Source organism: Streptomyces sp. JH34, from assembly GCF_029428875.1.
In the GTDB taxonomy this organism is placed as follows: domain Bacteria; phylum Actinomycetota; class Actinomycetes; order Streptomycetales; family Streptomycetaceae; genus Streptomyces.
The window spans coordinates 2,601,589-2,616,700 of record NZ_JAJSOO010000001.1; the positions used below are offsets into that span (position 1 = coordinate 2,601,589).

The window sequence follows — 15,112 nt, forward strand, 5'->3', positions numbered from 1 at the left end:
CTGGTGGCATTTGCAGTTGATCAGACTGATTCGCTGATCCACTGAACGCACGTGTACGCGCGAGGGGAGGCAGACGTGGCCGGTGGGGCCGCGGACGTCACCCGGGCGGCCCCGGTACCGGCCGGGCGACGGTCAGCCGAGGGGCGTGGCGACGGCCGCGGTGGTGCCGGTCTCGGGGAGCCTCGGGAAGATCTTCTCCAGGCTGTCGCGGTGGGCGTCGGCGTCCAGGCCGGTGACCGCGTCGGTGACGACGGTGACGTGGCAGCCGTGCTCGTGCGTGGCCCGGGCGCGCGGCGGGTCGGCCGGGATCCGAAGCAGCGCGGCGCCGAGGGTGATCAGCGCGACCGGCACGTCGACGGCGAGCCCGGCCTGCAGCGGCGGTTCCGGCCGGGTGGCTTCCGGTCGCGGGTGCGCCCCCTGCTCGCCGCGGAGCGCTTCAGCGTCTGAGCGTCGGGTGGGGCCGCCGCGAGCCAGGACCCCGTGGCGGCTCCCGCCCGCCGGGGGCGGGACGCGCCGGGTCGCGGGTGCCCGGAGGCGGACATAACGTCCCCTGTGTGACGCCGCTTGCGAGCCGCCCCGGGGTGTCCCGGCTTTCGATACCCGGCAGGATCCTCGCCGCCACCCTGACGGCGGCGCTGTGGATGTCCCTGCCGGGCACCCCGGCCGCCCGAGCCACCGAGCCCGTCCCCCTCTCCCGCGAGGGGCAGATCACCGACGAGGTGGGGGCGCTCGGCAGCCGGAAGCCGCAGGCCGAGACCGCTCTCGACCGCTTGTTCGAAACCCGGCGGGTGAAGTTGTCCGTGGCGTGCGTCCCTGACTTCTCCGGCCGTGACGCCCAGACCTGGACCGACGAGACCGCGAACCGCGACGGCCTCGGCCTCGGCCAGGACGACGTGCTGCTGGCCGTGGCCACGCACGACCGGCGGTACGCGTACTCCGTCGACCAGGGGTCGCGCCTCACCGACGACCGGCTCCGGGACGTGGCGAACACGGCGGTCGAGCCGGCCCTCCGGCAGAACGACTGGGCGGCAGCGGCGGTCGGCGCCGCCGACGGATACGCCGCGGTGCTCTCCGGTGACCCCGTCACCGCCCCCGCCGTCACCCCGGGCGCCGCGGAGCCCGGGGACGGCTCCGCCGGCACCGGGTTCTCGGCGAACCTGCTCGTGCCCCTGGCCGTGCTCGTCGTCGCGCTCGCGACCGCAGTCCTCACCTTCAGCCGCCGCCGACGGCGTACGAGGACCCGGACGACCCCCGCGGCCGGCAGGAGGCGAAGACGACCGAGCCGGCGATCGCCTCGCAGACGGTGGTGGTGGACGAGCTGAAGTCGGGACTCTACGAGATGAAGAGCAAACTCACCCAGCTGAAGTCCAAGCACGACGAACTGGTCGCGCGCGCCGCTTCCGGCCGGGCGCAGAACCGGATGACGGACGCCGTCAGGAGCATCGACGTCATGGATCCGACGAGCGGGCTCAGCCGCTTCGAGGACAAGGCGCGGCACGAGGAGGCGAGGGCGGTGGGCAGGCGGGAACTCGCCGCGTCGTCCCTGGACGCCCAGTTCGCACAGCTGGACAGCCTCGGGGACAGCGCGGAGATCGAGGCCCGGCTCGCCGCCCTGAAGTCCCCTTCGTGACCGGCGAAGAGCCCCGTCAGTACATGCTCAGCAACTGCTCCACGGAGAGTTCGGCGGCGGGCTCCCCGTCGGGCAGCGCCAGCTCGAACCACACGGTCTTGCCGCGCGGGGTACGCCGCGAGCCCCAGGCCGCGCTGAGCAGTCCGACCAGTTGCAGCCCGCGCCCGCCCTCGTCGGTGTCGCGGGCGCGCCGGCGCCTGGGCTGGACGAGCCCGGCGTCCCACACCTCGCAGACGAGCGTGCGGTCGCGGAGCAGCCTGAGCCTGATCTCGCCCTCGCCGTAGCGCAGTGCGTTGGTGACGAGTTCGCTGACGAGCAGTTCGGTGGTGTCGACCAGCTCGTCCAGGCCCCAGGCGGTGAGCTGCACACGCGCCAGCTCACGGGCGCGGGACACGGAGCGGAGCTCGCGCGGGAGCCGCCAGTCACCCACCGCGTTCGGGGCGAGCCCCTGGATACGGGCCATCAGCAGGGCGATGTCGTCCTCGCCGTGCCGGGTGTCGAGGGTCGTCAGCACGTGGTCGCAGACCTCTTCGAGCGGCTGCGACGGTTCGGCGAGAGCCTGCCGGAAGGCGTCGAGACCCTCGTCGAGCGGATGGTCCCGGGACTCGACGAGCCCGTCCGTGTAGAGGGCGAGGAGGGAGCCCTCCTTGAGCTCGACCTCGACCTCCTCGAAGGGTTCGCCGCCGACGCCGAGCGGCATGCCCGGGGGTACGTCGAGCAGCGTCGCGGCCTCGCCCGGCTCGGCCACCACCGGAGGCAGATGACCGGCGTTGGCGAAGGTGCACCGCCGGGTGACCGGGTCGTACACCGCGTACACACAGGTCGCCAGGTACACCTCGGAGAGGTCGGCCTCACGTGACTTGTGGGCGGCCCGCGAGGGCCACTGGGCGCCGCCGCCCCCGCCGAAGCCGTCGCTCCGCTCGCCGCCACCCGGGGTGCCGAGACCGCGGGCGACCTCGTCCAGGGCGGAGAGCACCTCGGCGGGCTCCAGATCCAGCAGGGCCAGCGTCCGCACGGCGGTGCGCAGTTCGCCCATGGCGACGGCGGCCCGCAGCCCGCGGCCCATCACGTCGCCGACGACCAGGGCCGTGCGGTGACCGGGGAGTTCGATCACGTCGAACCAGTCCCCGCCGACCTCGGTGGCCGTGTTGCCGGGCAGGTAGCGGCAGGCGATGTCCAGGCCCGCCGCCTCGGGGTCGCCCGGAGGGAGCAGGCTGCGCTGGAGTATCAGCGCGCGCTCGTGCTCCCGGCGGTAGAGGCGGGCGTTGTCGATACAGACGGCGGCGCGGGCGGCGAGCTCGGTCGCCAGGGCCCGGTCCCGCTCGCCGAAGGGCTCGCTGCCCTTGGTGCGGGAGAACTGGACGAGGCCGACGACGACGTCGTGCGCGACCATCGGCACGGCGAGGGTGGAGTGGACGAAGCCGCGTTCGTCGCCGGGCACGTCCTCGACGCGGCCGGTGCGCAGGGCGACGGCACAGGGCGAGTGGAACGGGTAGCGGTGGACCGAGCCGAGCGCGGGCGGCCCCGTGCCCCCGTCCGCCTCCGCGGCCTCGCCCGTCCGGGCGCCGGGGATGACCCCCGGGAGCGCGTCGGACACGGCGCTGGCGTGGGCCACCCGCCGCAGCTCCGCCGATCCGGCGCCGGACTCGTGGCCTCGCCCGCCCCAGCTGCCGGGCGAGGCCTCCTCCCCGGTGAGCAGTCCCTGGTACAGGTCGACCGAGGCGAGGTCGCAGAAGCCGGGCACGGCGACGTCGAGCAGCTCCCGGGCGGTGGTCTCCAGGTCGAGGCTGTTGCCGATGCGCGCGCTGGCCTCGTTGAGCAGGGCGAGGTTGCGACGGGCGCTGGCCGCCTCGCGGGCCGCGATGTGCCGTTGCGTGACGTCGGTGGCGAGTCCGGCGATGCCGACGGGGCGGCCGGAACCGCTGTGCACCCGGTAGAGGTTCATGGACCAGTGGCGCCTGCCCGTGGAGCCGGGAGGGGTGCCGACGAGCTGGAGGTCGGTGACCGCGTCGCCGGTCTCCAGGACGCGCCTGAGCGTGCCTGCGAGCCGGTCGGCCTCCGGGCGGGTCAGGTAGTCCTCCACCGTGCGGCCGCGGTGGTCGTCGGCCTCGCCCCCGAAGACGGTGGCGAACCGCTTGTTGGCGCGCACGACCGTGAAGTCGGTGCCGAAAAGGACGAAACCGAACGGAGATTGGCCGAAAATCGCCTGCGAGGCGGCGAGGTCCGTCTCGATGCGCCGTAGCGCCCTGACGTCGACGACGATGCAGAGCGCCGCGCGCTCGCCCGTCTCCGTCTCACTCGGCATGACGTAGATCTCGGCGAGCCCGCGGACCGCGTTCTCGCCGGGGATCCGGAACGGGACGAGTCCCGTCCACTCCTTGCCGTCCAGGATCTCGCCGACGCGCCTGTGGGCGTCCGGGCGCAGCTCGGCGGGCATGAAGGCCTCCACCGGGTCCTTGCCCACCACCTCGTCCGAGGCCATGCCGAAGAGACCCGCGGCCCGTCGGCTCCACTGCTCGATCAGGCCGTCGGGCCCGATCGAGAACGACGCGATCCTGATGTAGTCATAGATCGAGCCGGGCGGGCTGCTCTGCCACATGACGTCGCCCGCCGTCCCAGGTATATCGCTCACGCGACCGTCCCCTCCAGCTCACACACCGGACCGGTCCTGCCCGCAGTATTCAGCACTACGGGCCTCACCGGCACGGCGTTCACGATCACAGCACGGTCTCAGTCCCTTTCAGCCAGGTTGTGCCCGACCTCCGGTGATCGCTGTGCGTCCCTCCCCACTCCTAACCAGGCAGAGCGAGCTCGAACCACACGGTCTTGCCGCCATTTCCGCGCCGGGTCCCCCAGCGGCGCGCGGAACAAGCCACGAGCTGCAGTCCACGACCGCCCTCGTCCTCGGGTCCGGCTGTACGTTCGGTGGGCGGATCCGGAACCGGATCGGAGACTTCCACCAGCAGGCACTGCCCGTCGGCACCGGACCCGGGCCCGCCGCCGTCGGGGTGCGGCCGCACCAGCCGGACGCCGATGGGGCCGGAGGCGTAGCACAGGGAGTTGGTCACCAGCTCGCTGACGAGCAGCACGGCGACGTCCCCGACCGCCGCTTCGAACCCCCAGTAGTGCAATGCGTCACGGACCGCGTGCCTGGCGCTGCGCACGGAGCCCGGCACCGCCGGAAAGCTCCACTCGGCGCAGTCGCCTTCGGTATCGGTCACGCCGATCACTTCCCAGGGCCGGCAGCGGGGGCGCACCCTGTTCAGAGGGCCTAATCGGCACATACCCGATATACGGAACAAGTTATCGCACGTGCCGGGGTATGGGGCGCACGGGTGCAACCATTCCTCCGGCCCCGGACGTGGCCCCGGCCCCGGACGTGGCCCCGGCCCCGGACGTAGCCCCGGCCGCGCGGCACGGCGCCTCACTCCGTCGCCGCGGAGGCCTGCGACCCGCACCGCTCGCGGACTCGCCGCCGGCGTCGCGCGCGGCGCCCCCGCCTCGCGCTGTTCGGCTCAGGCGCGCGCGGCTTCCCGCAGACGGCGTACCGCCTCGGCCACGGCCGGTCGGTCCTGGTCCAGCCAGTCGACGGTGTCCGTCTCGTCGGGGGTGAGCCAGCGCAGTTCGTCGTGGTCCTCCAGCGGGCTGGGCACGCCGGACAGCAGTCTGACGGTCCACACCCTGAGCACGAGGCCGGGCTTCAGAGGCCACTCCCCCGGAATGCGCTCCTGAGGCTCGGCCTCCACGCCCAGCTCCTCCCGGAGCTCCCGCACGAGCGCCTGCTCGCCGCTCTCCCCGGGCTCCAGCTTGCCGCCGGGCAGCTCCCAGCGCCCGGCCAGCTCCGGCGGGGCGCTGCGGCGGGCGGCCAGGAGCCGTCCACCGTCGCAGACGGCCCCGGCCACCACCACGGAATCACTCATGAGCCGGAGCGTAGCCGGTGACCCCTCCCCCGCAGAGCCGCCCCTACGGGCGCGCGCTCCGGGTCGTCCGCTCCACCCAGTAGAGCTGTTTGTGTCCGTGGCGGTCCAGGCCGTCCGCGATCTTCTGCGCCTCGTCCTGTGTCGCGTAGCGCCCGACGCGATACCTGTTGCCGTTGTCGTCCTGCCTGATCACCAGCCAGGGGAGCACCGCGCCGCTGTCCGTCATGGCGTTCCTCCCCAGCATCCCGCCCCTCTCCCCAGTCGTGAGCACGCTTCTAAGGATCCCCAGGAAACCGCAGTACGCATATGCCCGAGCGTACGCCTGACCTTCACTCAGCGGATGCGTCTTTACACAAAGAGCCACGCATCCGGCCAAACCAAAGAGGGGCGCACTTCCGGATGCGCCCCTCTCGACAGCCCGCCGGGGGTCAGCCGGCCGGTGTCCGGACGACGGGCATCGGCAGCGGCACGGGGCCCGCCGCGGGCTCCTTGCGGCAGACGTCTCCGCATTCCGCGTCCAGTGAGCAGCACAGCGAGCAGATGGGTCCTGCCTGGACCGGGCAGTCCGCGATGTCCGGAAGCTCGTAGGCGGTCTCGCACACCGCGCAGGTGTACGTGGCGGTGATGTCGGCGATCTCGACGCCCGGGCCGTTCACCGGGTTCGGCCGGGCAAGGTAGTACTTCCCCTTGGTCAGCCAGGCGATCAACGGACAGAGGACCAGGGAGAGGCCGGCCGCGATGAAGGTGGAGAAGGCCTCGGCGTACCTGCCGAACAGGCCGAAGAAGGCGAGGATCGAGACGGTCGACGCGATCACCATGGCACCGAAGCCCGCCGGGTTGACGGCGTGGAGGTAGGCGCGCTTGAACTCGATGTGGCGGGGACTCAGTCCGATCCGCTTGTTGATGACCAGGTCGGCGGCGACGGCCGCGATCCAGGCGATGCCCACGTTGGAGTAGAAGCCCAGCAGTTTGTTCAGGGCCGCGAACATGTTCATCTCCATCAGCGTCAGCGCGATGACGAGGTTGAGGAAGATGTACCAGACCCGGCCCGGGTGCCTGTGGGTGATCCGGGAGAAGAAGTTCGACCAGGACAGCGAGCCGCTGTAGGCGTTGGTCACGTTGATCTTGATCTGGGAGACGATCACGAAGAGGGCCGCGGCCGGGAGCGCGAACGAGCCGAGCCAGGGCTTCAGCGCCTCGATCTGCGGCGCGATGGGCTCCAGCGCGTGCGTCTTGCCGACCGCCTCCAGCGCGACGAAGGCCAGGAACGCTCCCCCGAGCTGCTTCGCCGCCCCGATGACGACCCAGCCGGGCCCCGCTGCGAGAACGGCGAGATTCCACCGCCGCCTGTTGGCCTCGGTCCTGGCCGGCATGAACCTCAGGTAGTCGGCCTGCTCACCGATCTGGGCGATGAGCGAGAGCGCGACGCCCGTGCCCAGCCCGAAGGCGATCCAGGAGAAGCCCGGCGCGGCCCCCTCCGTGCCCGTGAAGGAGCTGAACGCGCCCCAGGATCCGGGGGCTTCGACGGCGAGCACGACGAAGGGGAGCACCATGCCGACGATCCACACCGGCTGCGTCCAGGCCTGCACCTTGGCCAGTGCGCCCATGCCCCGGAACACGATCGGGATGACGATCAGCGTGGTGACCAGGTACCCGGCCTCGACGGGGAGCCCGAAGGCCTGATGCATGGCCTGCGCCATGATCGAGCCTTCGAGGGCGAAGAAGATGAAGGTGAAGGACGCGTAGATCAGCGAGGTCAGTGTCGACCCGAAGTATCCGAAGCCGGCCCCCCGGGTGACCAGGTCCATGTCCAGGCCGTACTTCGCGCACGCCCGGGCGATCGGGATGCCGGTGAGGAAGATGATCGCCGCCGCGGCCAGGATCGAGGCGAGCCCGCTGGTGAATCCGTAGGTGAAGACGATCGACGCGCCGATCGCGAAGTCGGCCAGGTACGCGATGCCCCCGAGCGCCGTCCCCGCGACCATGGAGGGCGACCAGCGCCGGAAGGAGTGCGGCGCGTACCGGAGGGAGTAGTCCTCGCGGCTCTCGTCTGCCGCGAGCCTGGCGTAGCTTCGCCTGGGCGCCCGGGGATCTTCCTGCGGCTCCTGGTGCGGCGCTTCGCCCGTCGCGGGCGTTGCGGTGTCCGTCATCGGTGGCTTCCCGTCCGTCGGTCCGGTGTGCGGTGACGAACGGGAAGCTAAGACTTGGACATGACAAGTTGTGACGGCGGACGGTTGCCCGCCGGTTACGTGCGGCGCGCGACCGTTAACTCCGCATCACGGAAGGCGGACAAGCCGTCGCCCCCAGCGGTCACCGCGGCCGCCCCACCTGTCGTCCCGGCCGCACCGGGGCTCATCTGACCGGCAGATGGTAGGCAATCCGGTAACGGTCGGCGGGGACGACGACGTCGGCCGTCTCCACCGCCAGCCCCGAGGCGTAGTACGTCCGCCCGATCACCATCACCACGTGGCCCGGAACGCCGCCGAGCGCCAGGAGCTCCTCCGCCAGCCCCGGGCGGGCGCCGACCTCCTCGGCCACGTTGTCCACGACGACGTCGATCGCCGCCATGCGGTCGACGACACCGCAGCCACCCAGCGGGCCCTCCTCCGGCAGCATGACCGGGGTGCGCCCCGTGACGGCCAGGGGTTCCCAGGACGTGGACAGCATGATCGGCTCGCCCGCCTCCCGGTAGACGTACGCCGTGCGCATCACCCGGTCACCGGGCTCGATCCCGAGCCGTTCGGCGGTCTCGGCGCTCGCACCCTCCTGCTCGCTGCGGGACTCCCAGGTCCCCCGCGCGCCCTCCGCCGTCTGTTCCTGACGGAACGGGCTGGCGCCGGCGCCCGGCCGGTAGCCGGAGCGGGCGATCTTGCGCGGGACCGGGCGGGCGCGCACATACGTGCCCGAGCCCGACCGCCCCTCGACGAGCCCTTCGGCCATCAGCACCTTGCGCGCCTCAAGCGCCACGGTGTCCGAGACCCCGTACTCCTCGCGGATGCGGGCCTGCGACGGCAGGCGGGTATGGGGCGGCAGCGCGCCGTTGACGATCTTCTCCCTGAGATCGCTCGCCACGCGCAGATAGGCGGGCTGCTCACCGAAAGGCACGGGCCACTCCCAACAGGTTGACAGACAGCAAAAGCGTGGCAACCGTCAGTCGGGAACCGCAAGCACGGGCCAGAGTTTCACCCGAAGTGATGATTCCCCGCCCACCAGGGCATACCTGACCCAGGTGTGCGCCAGCCATGCCCGCGACCCCTGACTCTTTTCGGTCCAGACCAATGTTTTTCCGTGCGCGGCGCGTCTCCGGTCGTCCGCCGCGCACCCCGCACTCCTCGCCGCCGTCCGCGAATCGGGCTGCACCCGACTGAATGTGACGGGAGGTCAGGTACGTGCGCCGCAGTGGAGCCCGGCCGCCGGGGGCCTCTTCCCGGTGACGCGAACGGTCAGCCCGTCCAGTACGTGTCGTGCTTGATGAAGAACTCCGCGCGTTCCTTCTCCGGCCAGTCGGAGACCTGGCCCACCTTCTCGAAGTACTCCTCGCGGGGCGCTCCCGGTGTGAAGAGCAGCAGCATCGAGGCGGGTTCGTCGCTGTCGTTGCGGAAGGCGTGCAGACCGCCCTGGGGGACGTACAGGAAATCGCCCGCCGTTGCGTCGGTCCACCGCTCGCCGTCGTAGATCCTCACCGTCCCGTCGAGGATGAAGAACGACTCCGAGATCGACCGGTGGAAGTGCTCGGCCGGGCCGCCGGCCCGTGGACCCATGTTGATCCGGTACAGCCCGAACTCGCCGTGCGTCGACTCGGCGGTGGCCAGGTAGTGCGTGCTGCCGCCACTGCGCGTCAGCAGGTTCGGGGTGGTTCCGGCCGGACGGTACTCCGCGTTGATCTCGCCCGCGCCGTCCGTGTAGACGGGTTCCGGATACGACATGCCGCTCTCCCTGCCTCCGGTCGTGGACCGGTCCGCTCGTTTCGCGCGCCGTTACCGCACCGTGGGCGTCGCCCTGCCTACCTTCGTGCCGTGAGACTCACGCGCATGTCCGTTCTCGTACCCCTGGTCGCGGGCGCGCTGATCGCCCCCCTGCCGCCGCTCTCCCACGCCGCCGACCGGGCCCCGGACCCCGTGTGCGGCAGGACCTCCCGGCCCTCCGACGCCTCGTGGGCACCCACGTCCACCACCTTCGGCGAGGCTCGGGGATACGACCCTTATGTCGGCAACGGCTACCTGGGCCACCGCGTGCCCGCCACCGGCGCCGGATACGCCGCCCCGGGCGAGAAGACGGGCTGGCCCCTCTACACACCACGGTACGACGGAGCCTTCGTCTCGGGGCTCTACTCCCGTGAAGCGGACCTCGCCGAGGGCCGCGAGGTGATCGCCGCACTGCCGTCCTGGACGACGCTCGACGTGCGGGTCGGCTCCGAGACGTACGGCTCCGGCACTCCCGCCGGCCGTGTCTCCCGCTACCGCCAGACCCTCCACCTGCGCTGCGGCACGGTGGTCACCTCCCTGCGGTGGACCACGGCCGACGGCCGCGCGACCGATCTGACCTACGAGGTGCTGGCCGACCGCTCCGACGTGCACAGCGGCGCCGTACGCCTGCGGATGACCCCGCACTGGAGCGGCACCGCGACGGTGACGGGCCGGCTCGACGGGAGGGGGGCGCGCCGGGTCACGGCCGCCGCCGACGGCACCTTCCGCACACGCGGCACGGACACGGAGGGCGCGATCGCCCAGCGGGGCACGGACGGCGCCCGCGCCACCCGGGTCGGCGCGGGCCGCACGTACACCTTCGAGAAGTACGTGGGCGTCGACACCTCTCTCACCTCCCCCGATCCGCGTGCCTCCGCCACCGCGGCGGCGGAACGCGCGGCACGGCGCGGCTGGGACGGCGTCGTCGCCTCCAACGCCGCCGCCTGGCGCCGGGCCTGGGCGTCCGACGTCAGGGTGCCGGGCAGCCCCGACCTCCAGGCGTGGCTGCGGGCCGCACAGTACGGGCTGCTCGCCAACACCCGGCCCGGCTCGTCGGACAGCATCGCGCCGGCCGGGCTGACCAGCGACAACTACGCGGGCATGGTGTTCTGGGACGCCGAGACCTGGATGTATCCGGGTCTGCTCGCCACCCGGCCCGAACTCGCCCGCAGCGTCGTCGAGTACCGCTACCGCACCCGGGACGCCGCCCGGGCGAACGCCGCGAAGCTCGGCCACGCGGGACTTTTCTACCCGTGGACGAGCGCGAGCAGGGGACGTCTGGACTCCGAGTGCCAGAGCTGGGACCCGCCGCACTGCCTCACCCAGAACCACCTCCAGGGTGACATCGCGCTCGCCGTCTGGCAGTACTACCTGGCCACCGGCGACCGCGCATGGCTGGCCGGCCGGGGCTGGCCCCTGCTGAAGGGCATCGCCGACTTCTGGGAGTCACGCGCCACGGCGAACGCCGACGGCAGCTACTCGGTGAAGAACGTCGCGGGCCCCGACGAGTACAGCAACGGCGTCACGGACGGCGTCTTCACCAACGCGGTGGCCGCCACCGCCCTGCGCAACGCCACCCGCGCCGCCGGGCTCCTCGGCCACCGGGCACCCGCCGGCTGGACCCGGGTCGCCGACGGGCTGCGCATCCCGTACGACGCCGAGCGGAAGATCTACCTCCAGTACGCCGGGTACAACGACTCGACCATCAAACAGGCCGACACGGTGCTGCTCGTGTACCCGCTCGAGTGGCCGATGCCGGAGGGTGCCGCCGCGGCCACGCTCGACCACTACGCGGCCCGCACCGATCCGGACGGCCCCGCGATGACGGATTCGGTGCACGCGGTCGACGCCGCAGCGATCGGGGAGCCGGGCTGCTCGACGTACACGTATCTCCGGCGCGCCGTCCGGCCGTTCGTCCGCGGTCCCTACCACCTGTTCTCCGAGGCCCGGGGAGAGAAGTCCGGCGCCCAGGACCCGCTCTCGGGCTTCCCCGCCGAGGACTTCCTCACCGGGAAGGGCGGCTTCCTCCAACTCTTCACGCACGGTCTGACCGGTCTCAGGCTGCGCGAGGACGGTGTACGCCTCGACCCGCTCCTGCCCCCGCAGCTCCGCGAGGGCGTGGAACTGACCGGACTGCGCTACCGGGGCCGGACGTACGACGTCGCCGTCGGCCCCCGGACCACCACGGTCCGGCTGACGGACGGCGCCCCCTTCACCGTCCACACCCCCGCGGGCCCGCGCCGCCTCTCCGGCACACTCACGCTCCCCACCCGCCGCCCCGACCTGACCCCGACGTCCGACGCGGCCCGCTGCCGCCCGGCGACCGCCACCTCCGAGGCCCCGGGCCTGTACGCCGAGGCGGCGGTGGACGGCAGCCCGTCGACCTCCTGGTCCCCGGACGGCGCCACGGGCGCGCTGACGGTGACGCTGCGCCACGTCACGCGGATCGCCTCGCTCACGCCCCGCTGGACGGACGTGGCCCCGGCCTCGCACACCCTGGAGACCTCCCTGGACGGCCGGACCTGGCGCCCGTACCGGGCGGGCGGCGCGGCCCGCCAGGTCCGGCTGACGGTCCGCTCCGCGGACGCGGAGAAGCCGGTGGGGGTGAGCGAACTGACCGCCACCGCAGCCGAGTAGACGGCGTGGCCGGCTGCGATGCCGCCGGCCACGGCCGCCTCGCCGGAGGAACCTCCAGCCCGCGTGGATCAGCGGGTCGTCGCGTCGCGCGGGGTGTCGTCGCCGGGCCGGACCCGGGCGGCGCGCCTGCCCACGAGTCGCTGAGTCACCTCGGGGTCCAGCAATGCCGTGCCATGTCCCAGCACCGTCCCGGACGGGAACCGAAGGGGCGTGCTCGCTTGTGGGTGATGCCGGCCGCGGCCGGCATGTCGCCCCAGGCATGGGACCTGTAGCAGGAGCCGCTTCCGGTGAGGACGCGTTCGACGGTGATTCCGTGGCTGGTGAAGAACGTGCCCTGACGCGGTGGCCGCCCTCATCGGGAATGCCGCCGAGCTTCTTGATACCGACGTGAACCAGCCCTGTGCCCGATTCACTCGGCCGGCATGAGCCTCTCGTCCGTCATACCCAGACGAGCCTGTTCCTCCTCGACGATCCGGCGTGCCAGCTCGGTGTCCGACACGTCGACCGCGTCCGGGGTGGCTTCTGCCATGGCGCTGCGGCGCGCATAGGCGTCGAAGAGCCGCGTCTTGGTCTCCAGCATCCTCACCATGCGTTCGTCGACACCTCCGGTGGCGAGGAGACGGTGCACGCGGACCGGCCTGACCTGGCCCATACGGTGAGCCCGGGCCACCGCCTGATGTTCGATGGTCGGCTTGATCTGGGGTTCGCAGATGACGACGACGGAGGCAGCCTGCATGTTGAGGCCGACGCCCGCGGCCTGGATCTGCCCCAGGAGCACCGCCGGGCCCTGGACACCGGCGAAGTCGTCGACGATCTCCTGGCGACGCTGGGCCGGGACGCCGCCGGTCAGCGGACCGAACACCGGAGTGGTCTTGGCGGTTCCGGCCGCGAGGGCCTCCTTCACCACCCCCAGTACGTCCTTGAAGTTGGAGAAGACCACCGTCTTCTGCCCGTTCTCGCCGGACTCCTGAACGATCTCCAGGAGCCGGTCCAGCTTGGCCGACTTCTCCGGGCACATGTACGCGGCCCTGCGCATGGCCATGAAGTTGCCCGCGCGCACGGCTTCGCGGTACGCCTCCTCGTCCGAAGCGCTCAGTTCCTCCCACTCGTCGGTCTGCTGAAGGCTTGGGAGTTCCGTCAGCACGTCCTCCTGGTTGCGCCGCAGGTAGACCGGGGCCACAGCCTTGCGGAAGGCGACCGAGCCGGCCAACGCGTCCCCTTCGCCGAGGGAGTCCGCGACGTCGCCATCGAGCATGTGGACCAAGTTGCGGAACTCCACGACCCTGTTCTCCATCGGGGTTCCGGTCATGAAGAGGGTGCGCTCGCTACGCTCCGCCCACAGGCCGACCGTTTGGGAGCGCTTGGCCTTCGGGTTCTTCACGGAGTGCGCTTCGTCGACTACCAGCAGCCCGACCTCCCCGCCGCCCGGTGCGGGAAAGCCGCGCAGCGCGTCGAACGTGGTCACCCCGACGCCGCCCTGCCCCTCCCAGTCGGCGAACGCGTAGTGCCGGTCGGGACCGTGGAGCACCACGACGCGCAGGGCGCTGCGGGCCTCGATCTCCCGTGTCCAGTTCACGAGGACGCTCGCCGGGCAGACGACCATGAAGTGGCTCTGTCCCTCGGCGGCCAGGTGGGCGAGGACGGCGATCGCCTGGATGGTCTTCCCGAGGCCCATCTCGTCGCCGAGTATCACCTTGCGCTGCGCCAGCGCGAACCGTGCGCCGAACGCCTGGTAGCCACGCAGGGAGACCCGCCGGTGCGTGTCGTCGAGGTGCTGGGTCCGTACCCGCTCCGCGATCTCGTCCGGCAGGAAGCCCTCTGCGGCAGCCGCGTCCGGCAGCCGCCCGGAGATCTCGGCGAGCAGGCTGTAGTACTCGGCGGAGCGGAGTTCGAAGTCCACCCAGGCCGCGACGTCGGACGAGAGCCCCCGGAGCAGGTCCACCGACGCCTGGGCGAGCAGCTCGGGCAGGCCCGCCTGCTCCGCCTCGTCCACCAGCGACCGGGTCCCGGCTACCGCCGCCCACGCGCGAGCCTTCTTCTCCCGGCCGGCCAGAAGCATCCGGACCCTACCGGCGGCGGGCCTCGCGTCGGCCAGCAACAGACCGAGCCGTTCCGCCAGGACGGTCGCGTTGTCGACCGCACGCCGAGCGTCCGGGCCGGCCGCCACCAGGACGTGCAGGGCCCTGACGAGCACGGTGGTGCCCGGTTCCGGCCGGTCCACGTCGATGTGGACGGCCACGGTCTCGTGCACGGCCTCGGAGAGCCGGCGGGCGGCGGCGAGCATCTGGTCGACAGTGCGCTGGCCGACACCGGGAATCTGCCGCAGCCGGTAGGGAGCCGTTTCGAGCACACTGCCCACGGTGCGCAGTCCGCTCTTCTCGACGCTCCCGAGCCGCAGCCGCCCTTCGGTGACGTCCTGCAGCCGGGCGACGGGAATGGCGTCGAGCTCCCGCTTCACCGCCGCATCGTGGATCGGCTTCAGCGCCGCCCGTACCGCCTCCACTGCCCTTCCGTGGTCACCGACCACAGCCTGCGCCGCCTCGTACAGTCGCGTTCCCCTCGCGAGTGTGTCCCGCTCTTCACGCCCCACGCTTCCCCCGCCCCTCACCCGGCCCTTCCCTCATCTTCCCACCGCCCCACACGGGCCTCGACGGGCTTTCGCAGCTCCTCCCGGGTCGAGCAACCCCGGGGCAGCCGTCCGCATCCCGGACTTCCCGAGGATCTCGCCGAGGCCGTACGGGCCCATGTCGGGCCCGGCGGTTTCCGACGACTGGTCGAACCTGTGCGGCGACCGCGTACAGATCAAGGACGTCTGACCTCGGCGTCTGCTCCATCCCGGCACCGGAAAAACCAAGGGCCCGACTCCGGAGAGCCGGACCCTGTCCGACCTGCACGTTTGCCAGATCGGCGACGTGATGACAGGTCAGCTGCTACACATTGAAGCGGAATGTCTGCGGTCT

Annotated in this window: 10 protein-coding genes and 3 pseudogenes; 3 read left to right on the plus strand and 10 right to left on the minus strand. The window is 71.9% G+C overall.

Going from position 1 to position 15,112, the window contains the following annotated elements:
- Window positions 1-132: 132 nt before the first annotated feature.
- Window positions 133-288, minus strand: a pseudogene (locus tag LWJ43_RS11220) (cysteine hydrolase); the annotation flags it as partial.
- Window positions 289-554: 266 nt separating this feature from the next.
- Between LWJ43_RS11220 and LWJ43_RS11225 the strand changes: the two are divergent.
- Together LWJ43_RS11225 and LWJ43_RS11230 are read left to right on the plus strand one after the other, a co-directional pair.
- The gene (locus LWJ43_RS11225; protein WP_462100875.1) at window positions 555-1,322 is read left to right on the plus strand and encodes a TPM domain-containing protein; all 768 of its coding nucleotides are present in this window, start codon (window positions 555-557) and stop codon (window positions 1,320-1,322) included.
- Window positions 1,253-1,630, plus strand: a pseudogene (locus tag LWJ43_RS11230) (PspA/IM30 family protein); the annotation flags it as partial. The gene LWJ43_RS11225 and the pseudogene LWJ43_RS11230, both read left to right, overlap by 70 nt.
- Before the next feature lie 16 nt (window positions 1,631-1,646).
- On the opposite strand, the gene LWJ43_RS11235 reads toward LWJ43_RS11230, so the two are convergent.
- From LWJ43_RS11235 to LWJ43_RS11265, 7 genes are all read right to left on the minus strand, one after another.
- Window positions 1,647-4,229: a SpoIIE family protein phosphatase gene (locus LWJ43_RS11235; protein ID WP_277335862.1), complete on the minus strand. Its 2,583-nt coding sequence runs from the start codon at window positions 4,227-4,229 to the stop codon at window positions 1,647-1,649.
- Between the two features lie 193 nt (window positions 4,230-4,422).
- A complete protein-coding gene (locus tag LWJ43_RS11240) occupies window positions 4,423-4,860 on the minus strand; it encodes an ATP-binding protein (RefSeq protein ID WP_277332140.1) in 438 nt (145 codons plus the stop codon).
- Window positions 4,861-5,145: 285 nt separating this feature from the next.
- Window positions 5,146-5,550 carry a (deoxy)nucleoside triphosphate pyrophosphohydrolase gene (locus LWJ43_RS11245; protein WP_277332141.1) on the minus strand — a complete coding sequence of 135 codons (405 nt, stop codon included), beginning with the start codon at window positions 5,548-5,550 and terminating at the stop codon, window positions 5,146-5,148.
- Window positions 5,551-5,593: 43 nt separating this feature from the next.
- A complete protein-coding gene (locus tag LWJ43_RS11250) occupies window positions 5,594-5,776 on the minus strand; it encodes an SPOR domain-containing protein (RefSeq protein ID WP_277332142.1) in 183 nt (60 codons plus the stop codon).
- Between the two features lie 202 nt (window positions 5,777-5,978).
- Complete coding sequence (locus tag LWJ43_RS11255) at window positions 5,979-7,700, minus strand: purine-cytosine permease family protein (protein ID WP_277332143.1); 1,722 nt, start codon at window positions 7,698-7,700, stop codon at window positions 5,979-5,981.
- Between the two features lie 202 nt (window positions 7,701-7,902).
- Window positions 7,903-8,655: a GntR family transcriptional regulator gene (locus tag LWJ43_RS11260; RefSeq protein ID WP_277332144.1), complete on the minus strand. Its 753-nt coding sequence runs from the start codon at window positions 8,653-8,655 to the stop codon at window positions 7,903-7,905.
- Between the two features lie 338 nt (window positions 8,656-8,993).
- Window positions 8,994-9,476, minus strand: a complete 483-nt coding sequence (locus LWJ43_RS11265) for a cupin domain-containing protein (protein WP_277332145.1) — start codon at window positions 9,474-9,476, stop codon at window positions 8,994-8,996.
- A gap of 90 nt (window positions 9,477-9,566) precedes the next feature.
- Here LWJ43_RS11265 and LWJ43_RS11270 point away from each other — a divergent pair, with 90 nt between their 5' ends.
- Window positions 9,567-12,152 carry a glycosyl hydrolase family 65 protein gene (locus LWJ43_RS11270; protein ID WP_277332146.1) on the plus strand — a complete coding sequence of 862 codons (2,586 nt, stop codon included), beginning with the start codon at window positions 9,567-9,569 and terminating at the stop codon, window positions 12,150-12,152.
- Between the two features lie 202 nt (window positions 12,153-12,354).
- Here LWJ43_RS11270 and LWJ43_RS33050 read toward each other — a convergent pair.
- A pseudogene (locus LWJ43_RS33050) lies at window positions 12,355-12,548 on the minus strand (hypothetical protein); the annotation flags it as partial.
- Window positions 12,549-12,561: 13 nt separating this feature from the next.
- Window positions 12,562-14,742, minus strand: coding sequence for a DEAD/DEAH box helicase (locus tag LWJ43_RS11280; protein ID WP_277332147.1), 2,181 nt, complete (start codon window positions 14,740-14,742; stop codon window positions 12,562-12,564).
- Window positions 14,743-15,112 lie beyond the last annotated feature (370 nt).

Bases quoted from the DNA above. Each gene is read 5' to 3' on its own strand.
- LWJ43_RS11255 (WP_277332143.1), bottom strand. From the start codon at position 7,700: ATGACGGACACCGCAACGCCCGCGACGGGCGAAGCGCCGCACCAGGAG.
- LWJ43_RS11250 (WP_277332142.1), bottom strand. From the start codon at position 5,776: ATGACGGACAGCGGCGCGGTGCTCCCCTGGCTGGTGATCAGGCAGGAC.
- LWJ43_RS11245 (WP_277332141.1), bottom strand. From the start codon at position 5,550: ATGAGTGATTCCGTGGTGGTGGCCGGGGCCGTCTGCGACGGTGGACGG.
- LWJ43_RS11235 (WP_277335862.1), bottom strand. From the start codon at position 4,229: ATGTGGCAGAGCAGCCCGCCCGGCTCGATCTATGACTACATCAGGATC.
- LWJ43_RS11265 (WP_277332145.1), bottom strand. From the start codon at position 9,476: ATGTCGTATCCGGAACCCGTCTACACGGACGGCGCGGGCGAGATCAAC.